A 19,377-nucleotide genomic window follows, 5' to 3' on the forward strand; every position below is an offset into this window, starting at 1 on the left:
AATTATAAAAATAAAAACTTATTTTCTGTCTTTTTTTATTTCGTCTACAATTTCAGGATCAACTAAAGTAGAGGTGTCTCCAAAATTAGAAAAATCACCTTCAGCAATTTTTCTAAGGATTCTACGCATAATTTTACCAGATCGCGTTTTAGGTAAACCGGAAACAAACTGTATCTTATCTAATTTAGCTATAGGTCCTACGTGATCTGAAATGTATTGATTAATTTCTTTAAACAGATTTTCTTTATTTCTAATTTCGCCTGTTTCTTTTAAAATCACATAGCCATAAAGTGCATTTCCTTTAATGTCATGAGGAAAACCAACTATTGCACTTTCAGCAACGGCAGGATGTTCATTTATTGCATCTTCAATTGGAGCAGTACCAAGATTATGTCCAGAAACAATGACTATATCATCAACACGACCCGTTATTCTGTAATAACCTACTTCATCACGCAAAGCACCGTCACCTGTAAAATAAGTTCCAGGAAACGCCGTAAAATAAGTGTCTTTATATCTTTGGTGATCCCCCCAAATTGTTCTTGCAATCCCAGGCCATGGGAATTTAATACATAAACTTCCTACCACTTGATTGCCTTCTATTTCATTACGGTTTTCATCCATTAATACTGCCTGAACTCCCGGTAAAGGTAATGTTGCATAAGTAGGCTTCGTAGGAGTTACAAATGCTATTGGCGCAATCATTATTCCTCCAGTTTCGGTTTGCCACCATGTATCTACGACAGGACATTTTTTTTGTCCTACATGATCATTGTACCAGTGCCAAGCTTCTTCATTTATTGGTTCTCCAACCGAACCAATTACTTTCAAGGTTTTTAAATGATGTTTTTGTACATATTTTACATTTTCTTTGGCCAAAGCACGAATGGCTGTTGGCGCAGTATAGAATTGCGAAACTTTATGTTTTTCGATAATTTCCCAAAAACGACTAAAATCGGGATAAGAAGGAACGCCTTCAAAAATTACCGTTGTCGCTCCATTCAATAAAGGACCATACAAAGAATAAGAATGTCCAGTAATCCAGCCGATATCTGCTGTACACCAAAAGATATCATTTTCTTCGTAATTGAATACATTTTTGAATGTATAAGCAGTATAAACCATATATCCTGCCGTAGTATGAACCATTCCTTTTGGTTTTCCTGTCGAACCAGACGTATACAGAATAAACAATGGATCTTCAGAATCCATAATTTCAGCAACACAGTTATCTGATGCCTCGTCTAGTAGAGGTTGTAAATAAATATCTCTACCTTCTTTCATCGTAATTGGAGTGTTGGTTCTTTTAACAACCAATACCTTTTCTACCGATGGACATTTTTCTAAGGCTTCGTCAATTATCTCTTTTAATTCGATTGTTTTATTACCGCGGTAACCACCATCTGATGTAATCACCATTTTACATTCACTATCCGTTATTCGGTTAGCGACTGCAGAAGCAGAAAAGCCAGCAAAAACAACGGAATGAATCGCGCCAATTCTCGCACAAGCTAAAATTGAAACAGCTAATTCCGGAATCATCGGTAAATAAATACAAACTCGATCTCCTTTATTAATTCCTTGTTCGCGCAAAACGTTGGCCATTTTACCTACCCTTTGATGCAATTCATTATAAGAAATATGCAAAGCTTCCTCACTCGGATTATTTGGCTCAAAAATAATCGCTGTTTTTTCTCCTCTTTTATTAAGGTGTCTGTCAATGCAGTTTTTAGCCATGTTTACTTTTGCTTCGGTAAACCATTTTATTTCAGCTTCAGCCATATCAAACTCAACAACTTTATCCCATTGTTGAAACCAAGTAAAATTCTCTTCGGCTATTTTACCCCAAAATTTTCGGGGTTCACGGACAGATTTGTTATAATGTTTGAAGTATTGCTCGAAGTTTTGAATCTTATAGTAGCTCATGCTTGTAAATTTTTTATAAAAGTATTAAAATTCCCTCTATTCCAAAAACAAATAAATTTATAAATTCGGCGATAAATTAAAAACTCAATAATAATACTACAATATAAGTAAGTATTCTTTAAAAATGAGCTATTTTGAATAATATGATAAAAAACAAAAAAGACGAAGTAGATTTTCTACCCCGCCTTTCTTCATTAACAATCTTCATAACAATTAATCTAGCACCCAAAGAAACTATAAAAACGCATTGTAAATAACATATCCGTCTCCACCGTGCTAATGGTTCTACAACCTTACTTGCAATAGATCTTCGAATTAAAAATCCCTACAAATATTTCTCTTATCATAATAAGGAACCACTTCACTTAACTTGTCGCTCGGTCGAAGTTAAGTGAATGTAATCAGCTTCCATATCCTTTACCAATGTTTAAATACATCGTATACTAACTCAAAATATACATAGACATTTTTGATACAGTGCAAATTCCAGCACACGCTCCTGTGTGGCAATTCCTATTTTTTTTATTATCCTATTTTTTTCATAGCAGTCATAGATTCTCTCAACCATTCCCCTGTTTCTTCAATTGGGTGCTGACGAATACTTTTGTTAACAGCAATTAATACTGAGTTATCAATACCATTTGTCGTAGCAAAAGGTTTTCCTATAACATTAGTATCGATAGTTTTCATAAATTCCGTTAATAACGGCTTACAAGCATGATCAAATAAATAACAACCATATTCTGCAGTATCAGAAATAATTCTATTCATTTCGTATAATTTTTTTCTAGCTACTGTATTGGCAATTAAAGGCAATTCATGAAGAGATTCATAATAAGCTGATTCTTCAATAATACCTGTTTCTGTCATAGTTTCAAAAGCCAATTCTACACCTGCCTTTACCATAGCAATCATCAATACTCCATTATCAAAGTATTCTTGTTCAGAAATAGTATCTGTAGTCGCTGCAGTTTTTTCAAAATTAGTTTCAGCAGTGGCCGCTCTCCAAGTCAATAAATTAACATCATCATTATCCCAGTCAATCATCATATTTTTTGAAAATTCACCTGAAATGATATCATCCATATGTTTTTGAAATAAAGGACGCATAATGTCTTTCAACTCATCAGCTAATCTATACGCTTCCACTTTTGAAGGATTGTTTAAACGATCCATCATATTAGTGATTCCACCATGTTTCAAGGCTTCTGTTACCGTTTCCCAACCGTATTGGATTAATTTAGAAGCATAAGCAGGCTCTATTCCTTTTTCGACCATTTTATCAAAACATAAAATAGATCCTGTTTGTAGCATTCCACAAAGAATAGTTTGCTCTCCCATTAAATCTGATTTTACTTCAGCAACAAATGATGAGTTCAATACACCCGCTTTGTGTCCTCCTGTTGCAACAGCATACGCTTTTGCTTGAGCAAAACCTTCATTATTTGGATCATTTTCAGGATGTACCGCAATTAAGGTAGGTACACCAAAACCTCTTTTATATTCTTCACGAACCTCAGATCCTGGACATTTTGGAGCACACATAATAACAGTAATGTCTTTACGAATTTGCATTCCTTCTTCTACAATATTAAAACCATGAGAATAGGCCAATGTTGAACCTTTTTTCATCAAAGGCATAATTGCAGTAACTACCGCAGTATGTTGTTTGTCTGGCGTAAGGTTACAAACCAAATCAGCCGTAGGGATTAATTCTTCATAAGTTCCCACTGTAAAACCATTATCAGCAGCATTCATAAAAGAAGCTCTTTTTTGAGCAATTGCTTCGGCTCTTAGCGCATAAGAAATATCTAAACCTGAATCTCTCATGTTTAATCCTTGGTTTAATCCTTGTGCTCCGCAACCAACAATAACCACCTTCTTTCCTTTTAAAGCAGCTATACCATCAGCAAATTCTGATTGGTCCATAAATTCGCAAACGCCTAATTGTTCTAATTGTAATCTAAGTGGTAATGAATTGAAATAATTTGCCATTGTCTAATTTTTATTTATTTTTTAGTTCTTCTAATAGTGTTGATATTTCCATTTTTTCTTTGGAAACGGATATTCTTCCTGAACGCACAAATTGCATGATTCCGAAAGGTTTTAATTTATTATATAGTTCCTCAATGTCTGAACGTCTTCCTGATTTAGAAATCACAAAAAAGTCTCTGGACACGGTAACTATTTCTGAGTTACTTTCTTTTATTATATTTTGAATTTGCTTTTCGTCGAATAGTAATCCAGATTCAATTTTGAATAAGGCATTTTCTAAAAAGATAGTTTCGTCATCAATATGATAAAAGGCTTTTATAACCTCAATTTGTTTTTCTATTTGACCTACAATGTTTTGCACCCATTTTTCTGTGGTATGCACCACAATCACAAATCTAGAAACATTTTCTATCTCTGATTCTGAGACATTTAAACTAAGGATATTGATGTGACGCTTTAAGAATATACCTGATATTCTGTTTAATAGACCAACGTTATTTTCTGAATAAACAGAAATTGTGAATGTTTGATTTTCCATAATATTAACTTAATCTGATATCAGAAACAGAAGCTCCTGTTGGTATCATAGGGAATACATTATTTTCTTTTTCTACCATAACTTCAAGGAAGTACGATTCTTTTGAAGCCATCATTTCAGCAACAGCAGCATCTAAATCTTCTCTTTTCGTTACTTTTTTAGCTTTGATATAATAGCCTTCTGCAATAGCAACAAAATTAGGGTTAGTCATTTCAGTCGAAGCATAACGCCTGTCAAAAAACAATTGCTGCCATTGACGAACCATTCCTAAAAATTCATTGTTTAGTATTACAATTTTTACTGGGACTTTCGTCTGAAAAATAGTTCCTAATTCCTGAATAGTCATTTGGAATCCACCATCTCCAATAATGGCAACTACTTCCCTTTCTGGCATTCCCATCTTAGCACCTATAGCTGCTGGTAATGCAAAGCCCATCGTTCCTAATCCTCCAGAAGTAACATTACTTTTAGATTTATTGAATTTAGAATAACGACAAGTAAACATTTGGTGTTGCCCCACATCCGAAACCATAATAGCGTCTCCTTTAGAATGTTTGTTGATCATTTCGATAGTTTCACCCATAGAAATCCCTTCCTTTTTAGGTTTCAATTCATCGTTGATTACAGCCTCTAATTCAACTTCATATAATTCTTTGAATCTATTGTGCCAAGATTCATGTGTATTGTTTTCGATTAAAGGCAATAAAGCAGCTAATCCTTCTTTTACATCACCTAAAACAGCTACTTCCGTTTTTACATTTTTATCTATTTCAGCAGGATCGATATCGAAGTGAATTACTTTAGCTTGTTTAGCATACGTTTCTAAATTTCCCGTCACGCGGTCATCAAAACGCATTCCTAGTGCAATTAAAACATCACACTCATTAGTTAAAATATTTGGTGCATAATTTCCATGCATTCCTAACATTCCTACATTTAATGGATGCTCTGTAGGTAATGCAGAAAGTCCTAAAATTGTCCAAGCAGCAGGAATTCCTGATTTTTCAACAAATGCTTTTAATAACTCTTCAGCCTGACCTAAAATAATCCCTTGACCAAAAACAATAAATGGTTTCTTAGCCTTGTTGATTAATTCTGCAGCTTCTTTTACTTTTTCAATATTTAATTTTGGAACAGCCACATAACTTCTAATTCCGGTACATTTTTTATAGCTGAATTCGAATTCATCAAATTGTGCATTTTTAGTAATATCTACTAATACTGGTCCTGGACGTCCTGATCTAGCAATATAGAAAGCCTTTGCCATGATTTCTGGAATTTCAGAAGCTTCAGTAATTTGGTAATTCCATTTAGTTACTGGAGTTGATATCCCAATAATATCTGTTTCTTGAAATGCATCAGAACCTAATAAGTGTTTCCCAACCTGACCCGTGATACAAACCATAGGTGTTGAGTCAATTTGCGCATCTGCAATTCCCGTGACCAAGTTTGTAGCTCCAGGACCTGAAGTTGCTATGGCCACCCCAACTTTTCCGGTAGCTCTTGCAAATCCTTGCGCCGCATGTGTGGCCCCTTGTTCGTGACGCACTAAAACATGATGCAATTGATCTTTAAATTTATATAACTCGTCGTAAACCGGCATGATTGCTCCACCTGGATAACCGTAAACCAAATCTACTCCTTCTTCTAATAAGCATCTAATAACGGCTTCAGCGCCTGATATTTTTTTTGTTCCCATCGGTATTTATTTATTCGCTTAAGCCGCAAAGGCTCTTTGCTTTATTTATCAGTTACACAACCTGTAGAGGCACTTGAAACTGATCTTATATATTTTAGTAATACTCCTTTTTTTACTTTTAAATCAGGCTGGACCCAATTTGCTTTTCTTGCTGCAAACTCTTCGTCAGAAATTTTCAGATTAATAGTGTTTTTTACAGCGTCAATAGTGATTATATCCCCATTTTTAACTAATGCTATTCCACCACCATCAAAAGCCTCTGGCGTAACGTGACCAACAACAAATCCATGTGAACCACCAGAAAATCTACCGTCAGTAATTAAAGCTACACTTTTTCCTAATCCAGCACCCATAATGGCTGATGTAGGTTTAAGCATTTCCGGCATTCCTGGCCCACCTTTAGGTCCACAGTACCTAATGACGACTACATTACCTGGTTTTACTTCACCTCCACGAACTCCAGTTATAACATCATGCTCATTTTCATAAACAATTGCGTCACCTTCAAAATATTCTCCTTCGTTACCACTAATTTTAGCAACACAACCTTCTTCAGCAAGATTTCCGTAAAGAATTTGGATATTTCCAGTTGCTTTTAATGCTTTCTGAATTTCGTGTATTACTTCCTGACCGTCGTTCAAATCTGGAACAACAGCTAAATTCTCTGCTAATGTTTTCCCAGTTACGGTTAAACAGTCACCATGTAATAATCCTTGTTTCAGTAAGTACTTCATTACTGCAGGAACTCCTCCAGCTTCATGCAAATCTTCCATTAGGTATTTACCACTTGGTTTCAAATCTGCAAGTAAAGGTGTTTTATCACTAATATCTTGGAAATCTTTAAGAGTAATTTCGATATCAACAGAATGTGCCATAGCAATTAAATGCATTACTGCATTAGTAGATCCACCTAAAACGGCTACCATTGTAATTGCATTTAGAAAAGCTTCACGTGTCATGATATCTCTTGGTTTGATATCTTTTTCTAACAAGATTCTAATTGCTTTTCCAGCATCAATACATTCTTGTTTTTTCTCTTCGCTTAATGCAGGATTAGAAGAACTATAAGGCAAACTCATCCCTAAAGCTTCAATAGCCGAAGACATCGTATTTGCAGTATACATTCCACCACAAGCACCTGCTCCCGGACAAGCATTTTGAATCACTCCCTTGAAATCCTCAGGAGCAATCGTATTGTTGAATTTTTTTCCTAATGCTTCAAATGCAGAAACAATATTTAAAGACTCGCCTTTCCATTTACCAGAGTGGATCGAACCTCCATAAACCATAATCGATGGGCGATTCACTCGTCCCATAGCAATTACAGATCCTGGCATGTTTTTATCACAACCCGGAACAGCGATTAAACCATCGTACCATTGTGCTCCCATTACTGTTTCGATAGAATCTGCAATAACATCTCTAGAAACTAATGAAAAACGCATTCCGTCAGTTCCGTTAGAAATACCGTCACTTACACCGATTGTGTTAAAAATAAGCCCTACTAAATCTTCTTTCCAAACCCCTTTTTTGATTTCTTTAGCCAAACCATTTAGGTGCATGTTACAAGTGTTCCCTTCGTAGCCCATACTAACAATTCCTACTTGAGCTTTCTTTAAATCTTCTTCAGTTAAACCAATTCCGTAAAGCATTGCTTGTGCAGCAGGTTGCGTTTCGTCTTGAGTTATGGTTTTGCTATATTTATTTAATTCCATTTATATAATTATATCTGTGTGTGTATTTATTTTCTTCTTTAAACGATAGTCGATTGCCCGATGTGTACATTGTCATTATTGAAATACAATAAGTCGTCTTTATTTAAAATAAAATTAGAAACGAACTCTCCTACTTCATTAGTTCCAAAACTAGTTCCCGGATTCAAATCAATAGTAACCACATTATATTCAATAGCTTTTTCTATTGCTTCATGTACTAATTTTGCTTCTTCGGTCAAGCCAAAGTGTTCTAGCAACATGGCTGCAGCAACAATAGAAGCAATAGGATTTGCGATATTTTTACCTTTAGCTTGTGGAAAAGATTTATGAACAGGCTCAAACAATGCTTTTTTAGTTCCGAAAGAAGCAGAAGCCAATAACCCGATTGAACCGGTAATAGCACTTGCTTCGTCAGAAAGAATATCACCAAAAAGGTTCTCTGTTAAAATAACATCAAACTGTCTAGGGTTTAATATTAATTGCATTGCTGCGGTATCCACAAATAAAAAGTTCAATTGCACATCTGGGTAATCTAAAGCTACTTTTTGCACTACGTTCCTCCACAAACGAGAAGTTTCAAGCACATTAGCTTTGTCAACCATAGTAACTTTATTTCTTCTTTTTTGAGCTTCTTTAAAAGCTAAATGCGTGATTCTTGTAATTTCTTCTTCAGAATATTCACAAACGTCAGATGCTTTTGTTTTCTCTTCATTTAATGTTTTGTCACTAAAGTACATTCCGCCTGTCAATTCTCTAAAAACAATAAAATCAGCTCCTTCAATAATCTCTCTTTTCAAAGGAGAAGAATGCATAAGAGTTGAATACGTTCTAATTGGTCTTTTATTGGCAAAAAGCCCTAACTCTTTTCTTAATTTTAAAACAGCCTGTGAAGGACGTTTTTGAGCATCTGGATTGCTATCATATTTAGGGTTTCCGTCTCCTACAGTCCCTAATAATACTGCATCAGTGTTCAAACATAAATTTAATGTTTGTTCAGGTAATGATGCACCTGTTTTATCAATAGCGACAGCGCCTATAAGGGCATCTTCAAAAATAAACTCGTGATCAAACATTACGCTAATTGCATATAATGCTTTTTTTGCCTGTAAGATTACCTCAGGTCCTATTCCATCTCCTGATAATACTGCTATTTTTAAATTCATGGCTTACGGTTATTAACTTCTTATTAAATCACTTTCTATTTTACAAGCTTCAATAATTTGATGTATATCATCATCAATTACTTCTTTTTTTACATCAGCAAATCTCAAAAACTCAACGTACACTATATCTAACTGTACTTTTGTAAGTTCGTAACCTACTTTTTTTGCTCTATAAGCCAATGCTGCTCTACCACTTCTTGCTGTAAGAACAATGGAGGACTCATTAACACCAACCTCTAAAGGATCCATAATTTCATACGTAGCTCTATTTTTAATAACGCCATCCTGATGAATTCCTGAACTATGTGCAAAAGCATTTGCTCCTACAATAGCTTTATTAGGCTGTACTATCATACCCATACTTTCAGAAACTAAACGACTCATTTCGTTTAATTGTTTAGTGTCGATATCAGTATATAAATTCAGGTAAGGATGTTGTTTGAAAATCATTACCACTTCTTCAAGTGCTGTATTTCCAGCTCTTTCTCCTATCCCATTAATGGTACATTCAATTTGTCTGGCACCGTTTACCGCTCCTGCAATTGAATTAGCAGTTGCCATTCCTAAATCATTATGACAATGGCAAGAAAGGATAACGTTTTCAATACCTTTTACGTTTTCACGTAAATATTTTATTTTTGCTCCGTATTCTTCAGGCAGACAGTATCCTGTCGTATCTGGTATATTTAACACCGTTGCTCCTGATTTAATGACTTCCTCACAGACTCGAGCTAAAAATTCATTGTCAGTTCTTCCCGCATCTTCAGCATAAAACTCTACATCCTCCACATAAGATTTAGCATGAGCAACTGCAAACTTTGCTCTAACAATTATATCCTCTCTTGTTGTATTTAATTTATGTACAATATGAGATTCAGAAGTACCTATTCCAGTATGAATACGTGGTCTTTTGGCATATTTTAAAGCTGCTGCTGCAACATCGATATCATTTTTTACTGCTCTTGTTAATCCGCAAACAGTAGCGTTTTTTACAATTTTACTAATTTCAGAAACGGACAAAAAATCTCCAGGACTTGAAACAGGAAATCCAGCTTCGATTATATCAACACCCATTTCATCCAATCGATTTGCTATAACGAGTTTTTGTTTGGTATCTAATTTGCATCCAGGAACTTGTTCCCCATCTCTTAAAGTAGTATCAAATATTTGGACTTTCTCTCTATTCATTTTCATTTTTTTAATGTAATTTCACGTCTCAGTAACAAATTTAGATTTCATTAGCGTTATATAAAACTCAATTTAATGAAATATACTGTTTATAAAGACAATAAAAACTTTGTAAACTATTGATATACATACATTTAAGCTCCTATATTATACAATGGCTAACCATCAAAAAGATTTTTTATTCGTATTGATAAAATCCTTATCTAAATCAGAAAAAAGACAATTTAAGATTTTTGCGAGTCGACTTGAAACTAGTTCGAACACAAAATTTATCGAATTATTCAATATTTTAGACAAATCTGAAGTCTATGATGAAAAACTTATATTGAAAAGTGGCATCATCAAAAAGGTACAGTTATCGAACCTAAAATCGTATCTATACAAACAGATTCTAGTGAGTATTCGATTGAATATACCGAGTCAAAACATTCGTTATCAGCTAAGAGAACAAATTGATTTTGCTAGTATTCTATACAATAAAGGATTGTACAAGCAGAGTTTAAAATTATTGGATAAGACAAAAATCCAGGCATTAGAAAACGATGAGAAGTACATGGCCTTTGAAATTGTCGAATTTGAAAAATTAATTGAGTCACAATATATAACCCGAAGTATTCAAGGACGGGCAGATGAATTAGTAATCCAAGCTAAGGAGTTAAACTATAAAAACACTATTTCAAGTAAGTTATCTAACTTATCGCTACAGCTTTATGGCATCATGCTTAAAACTGGCTACGTAAAAAGTGATGAAGACCAGCAGTATATTGACAATTATTTCCATAAACATATCGCTAAATTTGATGAGGACAAATTTGGATTTCGTGAAAAATATTGGTTTTACAATGCTAACTTATGGCATAGTTTTTTAATTCAGGATTTTGTAGGGAGTTATAAATATGCCTACAAATGGGTGACCTTATTTTATGACAACCCAAATATGATTTACTTAAATCCAGTATTTTTCATAAAAGGAAACCATTATCTACTGGAATCCTTATTTATGTTGAAATACAAATCTAAATTTAAAAAATACCTGTTAAAATTAGAAGAGACGATACAAGATCCTCGTTTTCCGGTAAATGACAATATTGCTTCACTGTCTTTCCTATATCTTTATAACAACAAACTGAATTACCACATACTAGAAGGTACTTTTGAAGAAAGTGAATACCTGATTCCTGAAGTACTAGATAAAATTAAATTACATAGTGAACATCTTGATGAACATCACGAAATGATGTTTTATTATAAAATTGCCTGTATTTATTTTGGTACTGAAAAGTATGCAGAATCCATTTATTATTTAGAGAAGATCATCAACAATAAAAATTTGACGATGCGAGAGGATTTGATGTGCTTTGCACGACTTCTTTATCTGATAGAAATTTACGAAATGGGGAAAGATTTTAATTTAGAATCCCAATTAAAAAGTACCTATAAATTCTTATTGAAAATGAATGACATGCATGAAGTGCAGAAAGAAATCATTCGATTCATGAAAAACTTAAATTCGTTTTATCCAAGTGACATTAAGAAAGAGTTTATAAAAATGAGAGAACGTTTTATTGAATTGGAAAAAAACACCTACGAAAAAAGGGCATTCCTTTATTTAGACATCATCTCATGGCTAGAAAGTAAAATTGAAAACAGAAAAATTGCCGATATTATCAGAGAGAAAGCAAAACTGATTAATCGCTAGTTATATAATAAAGAGTCGGTCCAAAATTAGATTTTAGACCGACTCTTTATTTTTTGTATTATTTCAATTCTTTTCTTGCTCTAATTATGTCTTCAAAAGAACAACATTTTACTAACTCTTCTTCTCCTTCGATTGTAATGGGTAAATAAATGGTTTCCACTTCTGTTAAATCTTCGTTTAAATAAAATGCGATATCGTCCAGTTTATAAAACCATTCTTTATCAAATTGAACTTTATTTATTGTGGCATCTTTTAGTATTAATTTTTCATTTAACGGCTTCATTTGTGAAATCAATTTTTAGATTCTAATTTTCTCCAAAATTACACTATCAAACAATAGTTCCCAAATTATAATAAATGTAGCTTTTATAAAAAACAAAAATAGTTTTAAGCTAAATGATTTGTACTAAACACTGTTGGCTTTTCATCCAATAAAACTTTACAATGCTCAAAAAAATCTTTTAGATATACTTGATTATTGTGCAGCGCTAATCCTTGTTCATCTTCCCACGTTTCATGAAGGATAAAAACGGTTTCATCGTCTTTATTTTGATGTAAATCATATTGTAAGCATGCTTTTTCTTGCGTGCTTTTTTGAACTAAATCAAGTAATGCTTCACGCAAGCTAGAAACGTTTTGTTTTTTACTTTTTAAGATAACTGTCAAATGTATTTTCATAATTAATTTATAAAGAGTGTTGTTAAATGATCATTATAGGATTTTAGGTCTTTTTCAACATCGGCATTTTTTTCTATATCGTGAAAATGCATACTTTCTAAAGGTAGCATACCCGTAAAAGCATTCATTCTGTGAAAGCCAAATAAAGCCCCTTCGTCTACACTATGTTGATTAAAGAATTCCCCTGGTAAAGTAAAAGCTTCTTTTGGAGCATTCCAAGAACTAGTTACCATATATTTTTTACCGTGAAGCATTCCTCCTGTTCCGTAATTAATGGTCGGATTAGCAGAGGATCTTCCGTCACTTTTATAGATTCCCTTAGTATGACCTTCGGTAAAAACTACATCTATGTACTTCTTGAATCCAAAAGGCAATTGCATCCACCAAATTGGTGTGTGGTAAATAATCACATCAGCCCATACAAAATTTTCTACTTCCTGAGCAGGATCATAATCATCATTTATATTGGTTGATTTCACTTCAAAATCGGCATGTTTATGAAAAAAATCAGCTGTGGCATTAGCGATAGTCTCATTAAAGCGTCCACCTGAATGACTAAATTTCTGACCTCCGTTTATTATAAATATTTTCTTCATGTTGTTTCTTTAAATTTATAATGCAAAGATAAAACGGATACTTCTATTATTAAAATAACATAATTCATACCTTTGTATCATAATTATAATAGTTATGGTCAATTTAGAATGGTATCGCACTTTTAAAGCAGTTTATAAAACAGGAACATTAACAAATGCTGCCGAAGCACTTTTTATTTCACAACCTGGAGTGAGTTTGCACTTGAGTTCCTTAGAAAATTATGTTGGTTACAAACTTTTTGACCGTACGGGGAGGAAAATGGTCCCCACAGAAAGAGGGAAAGTGCTCTATAATTTTATAATCGAACCGCTTTCAAAACTAGAAGAAGCAGAAAAAAACTTTCAAAGAAGTACGGAGAAAAACACGCCAACAATAAGTATTGGTATGTGTTTTGAAACCTTTCAAATTACTTTAGAACAATATATTTCCACCTTACCTTTTAATGTTATCATTCAATTTGGTGAATACCCTGAGATGGTAGACAGATTAGAAAAAGGTATTTTAGATTTAATTATTACGCCACAAATGGTAGTTAAAAATGGTATTGAATATCAGGAGTTTTCTTCAGAAACGATTGTTTTGGTAGGTGGAAATGAAATTGATAGTACCGCCTTCAATGCTATCGCAAAAGAAGAGAACATGGAGGCCATTGAAAATTGGTTGAAACAACAAAAATGGTACGGTACTACTGGAGACATGGAACACCTGCGACGTTTCTGGCAATTGAGTTTCAATAAATACCCTGAATTTAGACCTAATTATATTGTTCCTAATATAAACTCAATTATACGCTGCCTTAGCAGTGGTAAAGGAGTTGCCGTCGTTCCTGACTTTTTATGTAAAAAAGAAATTGAAAGCAATCAGATAAAACTCCTTTGGGAAGGAAAAATACCTTTAAAAAACATTCTCTATTTTGCAACCAGAAAAAAAACGATGTACGAAAAAGAGATTGCCTTAATTAAAAAGTTGTTTCTAGAATTATAATAGTTAATAACTATCCTTTGGCAAATTGTAATCTTTGTACAACAGTAGTGTTTCAAAATTAGATGTTTTTATATCAACATATTATTGTACCAATCATTTGTATAAAAGAATAGATTATTTTTAATAAAAAAAGAAAAACTAATCAAATACTTAAAGCCATGAACGGATTCTTTAAAACAATAATTGCGGGTTACGGAGCAAAAAAAATGGGTTGCGGTTGCGTAGGAACAGTCATTATGTTTATAATCATATATTGGATACTAGGTTCTTTCTAGAATTAAAAAATAACGAAATGCTGAATTTGATTTACTTTTTAGTCGCTTTCAGCATTAATTCCTTAATGTATTTTACGGGAGCGCTACCGTAGCTCAAAAATTGCTCGTGAAATTGTTTTACATCTAAATATGTAAACTTATTTTACGACGAAACTACTATTTGCTCATGAGCTGGCTCCTCGTACACTGGAAATAAATTCTTAAATTTTATTTTGAGCTATTACCAAATCACTAACCAATAAATAACAGAATTATTTTCTAAATTGATTGCATATCCTCTACTAAATCCATCTTTCCAGTCATCAGGCATATGCCAAGAACCTTCATGAAATTTTTCAGAACAACACTGTTTAGACTCCGCTTCAATTAAATATATTGAATATGATTTATTTAACAAGTTATAGCTATTTTCATCAAAATCACTTAATGTATAAAAATTAGGTATTGGCACTGCAGATTTATGTTTTATTTGTGTTTTAAATTGCTCATAATTTTTAGTGATGCTCAATATGTTTGATTCTCTAAGATACTTATTTACAATATAATATGACGTATCTGAGTATATTATTTTTCTAGAAACTGAAATCAATGAGTCAATTATTGATTGGGATTCTTTCTGTTTAACAATTAATAGTGAAGGTGAATATTTTGACAAATAATTATAATGAAACACATATTCAGATTTTATTTCCTTTTCTATTGGAAAATGGGTTGTCAGCCTTTTTGGATACTTCTCTAATGATTGTAAATAATCTACTACCCCTACAGGCGCTTGTTCGGATTTATTTTGGCAGGATATAACAAAAAAGAGAACAAAAAACAGTAAATATAATTTCAATTTATTCATGAACTATTTTTTAAAAGATGATGTAAGATCATAAATAATTTTCACATTATCTCTGAAAAATTAAGCCCCAGCTCGTCTTGGAGTTCTTTGCCATTGTACTTATACTTATAGGGTTTTATACATTTTTCCTAATCGTATTAGCGTGATTAATCAATCATGGTATAATTCAAAGAACTTGTATTTCATTACGAAAATAGAAGTAATCTTGTAATAAACCTAACGAATAAAAATAAAAAAAACCTATCAAATTAATGATAGGTTCATGATGCTAACGTTTTAAAAGTCCTTCGATTCAAATAGTCGAAATTTTACTTTTTAGTAGAACTTTTAGAAGGTTTCAAAGAGGGTGTATTCCCTGGTGTACTTTTGTTGTCACGCTGACGTTGGTCAGGTTTCCCTGTTGAATCTGCTATTCTTTTTGGTCCTGGTTTAAGTGCCATAATTTAAAATTTTTGGTTAGTTATGTATCTCAAATATAGTCAATTTTCAAATAGGAAAATAACGATTTATCAACTCCCGTTGTTGAAAACTATCCACTTTGATATATTTCTCAGTAGTTCCAGGCCATTTGTGTCCTGCAAGTTCTTGAACTCGTTCCAATGGAATTTTCTTTTCGTTGAGCCAATTGCAAATAACACTCATGCGGATGGTTCTTGGGTTGAGGTTTCTATCTGGAAACAATGATTTCAGTGGTTCAATAATTGCGTGGATTCCATCAACTGAAATAGGTTTCCCTAATTTGCTTAACAGTAATTTATCCTTATCGCATCGTAGTAATTCAGGTCTAATTTCATTGATGTACTTAGAAAAAACTATCATTTGTTTATTTAGTAATTCTAAGGTTCTGCGGTTCTGATTCGTTGAAGCTTTGATATAAATAGTTCCTGCATCCAAATCAATGTTTTTAACTGTTAGTTCTGCCAGTTCTTCGCTAGTCAATCCCTGATAAATCAGTAGAGAAAGTAATACACTGTTTCTCGAATCTAAGAACTGATAGCGGTTTTCTCTAGTTAAAAGCAATTGCAGTTCCTCACTGCTAAACAAATCCTGAACCTGCACACTTTGATTCTGTTTGTTTTTGATAGTTAGCTGTTTGCACGGGTGTTCGTTTCTCATTCCAGCCATCACTAAAAAATCATAGTATTTCTTGATTGCGGATAGAATTCTAACTCTGTACTGGATGTTGCTTTGCTTGCGACTAACTTCTTCCATGTAGCTCACAATATTTTGAAAGGTGTATCTTTTGGCTTTGGGATTGGTTACTAAAAAATGATTGATAGTGTACAAATAGCTTTCGGCTGTTTTGATAGATAGATTCTCTTTGAGATATAATTCTAATGATAATTTTGTCATAGGCATTTTTAAAATGTTGTTACAGGTTTTCTTTTCTTGTTTTTGATAGCGTATAAGTAGGTGGTATTTATCTGTGAATGTCCTAGAAAACCTCTGATAAATTCAATTCCTGCGTTATTCTCTCCTAGATGGTACGCAATACTATGACGTAAACAATGGAGCGTTATTTCCTTTTGAATGAGGTCGTATTTATGGGTTTGTTCAATCATTCTTTTAAGAATTTCATTCAGTTGTTCGCCACTGGTTCGCTTTCCTTTAGCATTCACAAACAAAGCATCTTCCAGAACTGTTTTTCCTACAAGAAATTGATACCGTTCTTCAATGATGTATTTTTTCAGATATTCAATGACTTTATCACTCATGGGAACTTCACGTCTTTTGTTTCCTTTTCCTTTTCTAACAATGAGCATTCCTAAGCTGAGTTGAATGTCCTTTACATCCAAAGCCTCTATCTCGGAACGTCTAAGACCACAACCATAAGCTACAGATAACAAAGCTCGTTCCTGTTCGCTTTGACAGTACTCATACACCGTTTTAACTTCTTCAACACTTAAAATATTTCTTGATTTTTGATTTGCATTGCTGTAACTTGGAATGAAAAATCCTTTGTCAATGACTTTGTTTTCTAGTAGATTCAGTACAAACAATCCTAAAGCAAATAGATGGAATTTAATGGTTTTCTCCGCTAGTGTTCCAGTTCCTCGGTACTTGGGTCTAAGAATTAAATACTCAAAATATCGTACCGATTCTTTACTGGTGACACTCTTGATATTGGTGATTCCAGACTCTTCCAACCAGATAAGAAATTCCAAAACTACATTCTGATACATTTGACTGTTTCCTGTTTTGTAATTCCTAACTTTCACAAATCGGTCGTAATCGTTGAGGTGGTTTTGAAATATTGAGGTTTGTATCGTTTTTTTCATTTTCTTATCTGGTTTTTAAAGCATCATTTCAAAACGTTGCTTAGGTGCACTCTGTAAAATTGCGAACACTAGCATTATATCACCAGTATTTACTGGGTCTCTCGTGTTCTTTTAGTTGATTTCCAACTGGTCTAACTGCTTGTTTAGGTCTTCTTTAATTTTAGCTTTCATCTTTTCCATATTGTCCCAGTAGCTAATCACATATTTAAATCCTTTGTTTGGTGAACCTTCAACAGCTTGTATGTATTCCAACTCCTGTAAAGTTTGGACGTATTTAAAAGCTGAGGTTTTACTCATATTGAGTTCCTGTCTGATTTCACGGGTCGTAAAACGGTGCGTTGTTCCTCCTGTCTGGCTTCTCACAAATCCTTTTAGATTTTCAAAAAACTGTCGGGTACTTTTATCTAGTTCATCCACTTTGATAATGATGGAATTAAAGAATATTTCCACGGCTTTTCTCACATCTTCTTTGGTGGCTATCAATCTCCCTTTAGAATCGGTCTTTCTTTGGTATTGGTGTAAAATGGTAATCTGAGAAACAAAATTTTGAAACTGACTGTTTAATCTTCTCAGCATCTTTGCCTCTAATGGGAGCATTAGTTTATCAGCAAAGGGATTCACGACTTCATAACTCTTTAACACTCGGATACAATTCCTAAGGAGTTGCTTGGCTTGTTGTTCGCTCTCTGTGGTGTTTATACCTGATATTTTTAGATTCTGAGCCTTGATAATTCTTAGGGTTTGCTCTTTACTTTCATCTACTCCCAACACAACGGAACGGCTCATGTTATCGTAATACACCTCTGCTTTGGTTGTGGCGGTAAGACTTGCAAAATGGGCTTCTACTTTTTTCATCTTTCCTCTGGTGTTCCCTAGCATGTCCTTAACCACTGTTGAACTGGTCAGGAACTTAGCCGATTGCATTTCTCTAAAAGCAAATTGCGCTTCTTCGTCAAGCCCATCAAAATCCTGAATGATAATGAGTTTGTTTATCAGTTCTTTATCTCTGTAATGGTAAAGTGATTTACTGGTAATTCGAGTCATGTTCATTACGTCTTCCTGTGGCATACAGTCCGCTATAGCGTTGATGAGGTGGCTTTTTCCTTCTCCTGAACTTCCTTGTACCAGTCCGTGCATTAAATATGGCATTTTGTAGCTCGATGCTAGTGTAAACAGGAGTATTCTGTTCTCTTCTTCTGCTACAATTCCGCTTTGTCCCAGTAGTTTGTCCACACTCTCAAAAAGACGTGGTTTAGAAAGGAATTCCACTGCTTTTTCATGAGCTTGGGGCGTGAGTTCCTTCAGAGAATATTGGTCAGTTATAGGGTTCATTTCAGCATTGAATAGTGTTTCTCTATATTCTTCCAATAGGTCGGTGAACTGCATCAAATCGGCTTCCAACTGATTCCCGTCAAATCCTTGCTTTTCGCTTAGTTCTCTGCACTGGTTCTGTACGTTAGAAAAATCAAATAGGTCTATCTTTACTCGGTGTTTCTTTTGACTTTGCTTTTCAATAATTTGGAGTGAAACTCTAAGGTTTCCTAAATCCATTGGCAGACTGCCAATCGCATAAAAAGTTCCTGTTTTTCCTTTGAAACTGATTTTGTAGTCACTTAGAATCTCTAGTGTTGGGATTGTTTTTTCTCCTTTTGGATTTTGCAGGAGTTCTATAATTCCATCAGCTCCGTAGTTAAGCCACATATCATTCATGCTGTGACCTTCTGGAAGCTGAATCAGGTTTACGGGTAATTCTGGTCTTATACTCTGTATTTGTGTTCTTATGTTTTGCATGTT

Annotated in this window: 17 protein-coding genes; 2 read left to right on the forward strand and 15 right to left on the reverse strand. The window is 33.8% G+C overall.

Annotated features, from left to right (window positions below):
* Window positions 1-18: 18 nt before the first annotated feature.
* From acs to QO182_RS09910, 7 genes are all read right to left on the reverse strand, one after another.
* The gene (gene acs / locus QO182_RS09880; RefSeq protein WP_371541872.1) at window positions 19-1,926 is read right to left on the reverse strand and encodes an acetate--CoA ligase; all 1,908 of its coding nucleotides are present in this window, start codon (window positions 1,924-1,926) and stop codon (window positions 19-21) included.
* Between the two features lie 525 nt (window positions 1,927-2,451).
* Window positions 2,452-3,921 carry a ketol-acid reductoisomerase gene (ilvC, locus tag QO182_RS09885; protein ID WP_371561296.1) on the reverse strand — a complete coding sequence of 490 codons (1,470 nt, stop codon included), beginning with the start codon at window positions 3,919-3,921 and terminating at the stop codon, window positions 2,452-2,454.
* Between the two features lie 10 nt (window positions 3,922-3,931).
* Complete coding sequence (gene ilvN, locus QO182_RS09890) at window positions 3,932-4,459, reverse strand: acetolactate synthase small subunit (protein ID WP_371541868.1); 528 nt, start codon at window positions 4,457-4,459, stop codon at window positions 3,932-3,934.
* A 4-nt stretch (window positions 4,460-4,463) separates the two neighbouring features.
* A complete protein-coding gene (gene ilvB, locus QO182_RS09895; protein ID WP_371541866.1) occupies window positions 4,464-6,158 on the reverse strand; it encodes a biosynthetic-type acetolactate synthase large subunit in 1,695 nt (564 codons plus the stop codon).
* Between the two features lie 41 nt (window positions 6,159-6,199).
* A complete protein-coding gene (gene ilvD / locus QO182_RS09900; RefSeq protein WP_371541863.1) occupies window positions 6,200-7,873 on the reverse strand; it encodes a dihydroxy-acid dehydratase in 1,674 nt (557 codons plus the stop codon).
* A gap of 38 nt (window positions 7,874-7,911) precedes the next feature.
* The gene (gene leuB / locus QO182_RS09905) at window positions 7,912-9,036 is read right to left on the reverse strand and encodes a 3-isopropylmalate dehydrogenase (protein WP_371541860.1); all 1,125 of its coding nucleotides are present in this window, start codon (window positions 9,034-9,036) and stop codon (window positions 7,912-7,914) included.
* A 12-nt stretch (window positions 9,037-9,048) separates the two neighbouring features.
* Window positions 9,049-10,224, reverse strand: a complete 1,176-nt coding sequence (locus QO182_RS09910) for a 2-isopropylmalate synthase (protein ID WP_371541857.1) — start codon at window positions 10,222-10,224, stop codon at window positions 9,049-9,051.
* A 154-nt stretch (window positions 10,225-10,378) separates the two neighbouring features.
* Here QO182_RS09910 and QO182_RS09915 point away from each other — a divergent pair, with 154 nt between their 5' ends.
* The gene (locus tag QO182_RS09915; protein ID WP_371541854.1) at window positions 10,379-11,923 is read left to right on the forward strand and encodes a hypothetical protein; all 1,545 of its coding nucleotides are present in this window, start codon (window positions 10,379-10,381) and stop codon (window positions 11,921-11,923) included.
* A 58-nt stretch (window positions 11,924-11,981) separates the two neighbouring features.
* Here the strand turns inward: QO182_RS09915 and QO182_RS09920 are convergent, their stop codons facing one another.
* The 3 genes from QO182_RS09920 to QO182_RS09930 all read right to left on the reverse strand — a co-directional run bounded on the left by QO182_RS09920 (window position 11,982) and on the right by QO182_RS09930 (window position 13,197).
* Window positions 11,982-12,206: a hypothetical protein gene (locus tag QO182_RS09920; RefSeq protein WP_371541851.1), complete on the reverse strand. Its 225-nt coding sequence runs from the start codon at window positions 12,204-12,206 to the stop codon at window positions 11,982-11,984.
* A gap of 104 nt (window positions 12,207-12,310) precedes the next feature.
* The gene (locus QO182_RS09925) at window positions 12,311-12,601 is read right to left on the reverse strand and encodes a putative quinol monooxygenase (RefSeq protein WP_371541848.1); all 291 of its coding nucleotides are present in this window, start codon (window positions 12,599-12,601) and stop codon (window positions 12,311-12,313) included.
* Between the two features lie 2 nt (window positions 12,602-12,603).
* Window positions 12,604-13,197, reverse strand: a complete 594-nt coding sequence (locus QO182_RS09930) for an NAD(P)H-dependent oxidoreductase (protein ID WP_371561298.1) — start codon at window positions 13,195-13,197, stop codon at window positions 12,604-12,606.
* 94 nt (window positions 13,198-13,291) lie between these two features.
* Here QO182_RS09930 and QO182_RS09935 point away from each other — a divergent pair, with 94 nt between their 5' ends.
* Window positions 13,292-14,182, forward strand: a complete 891-nt coding sequence (locus QO182_RS09935; protein WP_371561301.1) for a LysR family transcriptional regulator — start codon at window positions 13,292-13,294, stop codon at window positions 14,180-14,182.
* A gap of 495 nt (window positions 14,183-14,677) precedes the next feature.
* On the opposite strand, the gene QO182_RS09940 is transcribed toward QO182_RS09935, so the two are convergent.
* The 5 genes from QO182_RS09940 to QO182_RS09960 form a co-directional block, all read right to left on the reverse strand.
* Window positions 14,678-15,304, reverse strand: a complete 627-nt coding sequence (locus tag QO182_RS09940; protein WP_371561304.1) for a hypothetical protein — start codon at window positions 15,302-15,304, stop codon at window positions 14,678-14,680.
* Window positions 15,305-15,612: 308 nt separating this feature from the next.
* Window positions 15,613-15,744 (reverse strand): hypothetical protein, encoded by a 132-nt coding sequence (locus QO182_RS09945; protein ID WP_371561306.1) that lies wholly within the window; start codon window positions 15,742-15,744, stop codon window positions 15,613-15,615.
* Window positions 15,745-15,790: 46 nt separating this feature from the next.
* Window positions 15,791-16,657 (reverse strand): tyrosine-type recombinase/integrase, encoded by an 867-nt coding sequence (locus QO182_RS09950; RefSeq protein ID WP_371561309.1) that lies wholly within the window; start codon window positions 16,655-16,657, stop codon window positions 15,791-15,793.
* An 8-nt stretch (window positions 16,658-16,665) separates the two neighbouring features.
* Entirely contained in the window at window positions 16,666-17,583 is a 918-nt protein-coding gene (locus QO182_RS09955; protein WP_371561311.1) for a tyrosine-type recombinase/integrase, read from the reverse strand.
* Between the two features lie 111 nt (window positions 17,584-17,694).
* Entirely contained in the window at window positions 17,695-19,374 is a 1,680-nt protein-coding gene (locus QO182_RS09960) for a hypothetical protein (protein ID WP_371561314.1), read from the reverse strand.
* Between the last annotated feature and the right edge of the window lie 3 nt (window positions 19,375-19,377).

Origin of the sequence: Flavobacterium sp. Arc2, from assembly GCF_041431385.1 — a bacterium.
Taxonomy (GTDB): Bacteria; Bacteroidota; Bacteroidia; order Flavobacteriales; family Flavobacteriaceae; genus Flavobacterium.

Excerpts from the sequence above, each read along its gene's own strand:
- acs (WP_371541872.1), bottom strand. The coding sequence starts at position 1,926 with ATGAGCTACTATAAGATTCAAAACTTCGAGCAATACTTCAAACATTAT.
- ilvC (WP_371561296.1), bottom strand. The coding sequence starts at position 3,921 with ATGGCAAATTATTTCAATTCATTACCACTTAGATTACAATTAGAACAA.
- ilvN (WP_371541868.1), bottom strand. The coding sequence starts at position 4,459 with ATGGAAAATCAAACATTCACAATTTCTGTTTATTCAGAAAATAACGTT.
- ilvB (WP_371541866.1), bottom strand. The coding sequence starts at position 6,158 with ATGGGAACAAAAAAAATATCAGGCGCTGAAGCCGTTATTAGATGCTTA.
- ilvD (WP_371541863.1), bottom strand. The coding sequence starts at position 7,873 with ATGGAATTAAATAAATATAGCAAAACCATAACTCAAGACGAAACGCAA.
- leuB (WP_371541860.1), bottom strand. The coding sequence starts at position 9,036 with ATGAATTTAAAAATAGCAGTATTATCAGGAGATGGAATAGGACCTGAG.
- QO182_RS09910 (WP_371541857.1), bottom strand. The coding sequence starts at position 10,224 with ATGAATAGAGAGAAAGTCCAAATATTTGATACTACTTTAAGAGATGGG.
- QO182_RS09915 (WP_371541854.1), top strand. The coding sequence starts at position 10,379 with ATGGCTAACCATCAAAAAGATTTTTTATTCGTATTGATAAAATCCTTA.
- QO182_RS09920 (WP_371541851.1), bottom strand. The coding sequence starts at position 12,206 with ATGAAGCCGTTAAATGAAAAATTAATACTAAAAGATGCCACAATAAAT.
- QO182_RS09925 (WP_371541848.1), bottom strand. The coding sequence starts at position 12,601 with ATGAAAATACATTTGACAGTTATCTTAAAAAGTAAAAAACAAAACGTT.
- QO182_RS09930 (WP_371561298.1), bottom strand. The coding sequence starts at position 13,197 with ATGAAGAAAATATTTATAATAAACGGAGGTCAGAAATTTAGTCATTCA.
- QO182_RS09935 (WP_371561301.1), top strand. The coding sequence starts at position 13,292 with ATGGTCAATTTAGAATGGTATCGCACTTTTAAAGCAGTTTATAAAACA.
- QO182_RS09940 (WP_371561304.1), bottom strand. The coding sequence starts at position 15,304 with ATGAATAAATTGAAATTATATTTACTGTTTTTTGTTCTCTTTTTTGTT.
- QO182_RS09945 (WP_371561306.1), bottom strand. The coding sequence starts at position 15,744 with ATGGCACTTAAACCAGGACCAAAAAGAATAGCAGATTCAACAGGGAAA.
- QO182_RS09950 (WP_371561309.1), bottom strand. The coding sequence starts at position 16,657 with ATGACAAAATTATCATTAGAATTATATCTCAAAGAGAATCTATCTATC.
- QO182_RS09955 (WP_371561311.1), bottom strand. The coding sequence starts at position 17,583 with ATGAAAAAAACGATACAAACCTCAATATTTCAAAACCACCTCAACGAT.
- QO182_RS09960 (WP_371561314.1), bottom strand. The coding sequence starts at position 19,374 with ATGCAAAACATAAGAACACAAATACAGAGTATAAGACCAGAATTACCC.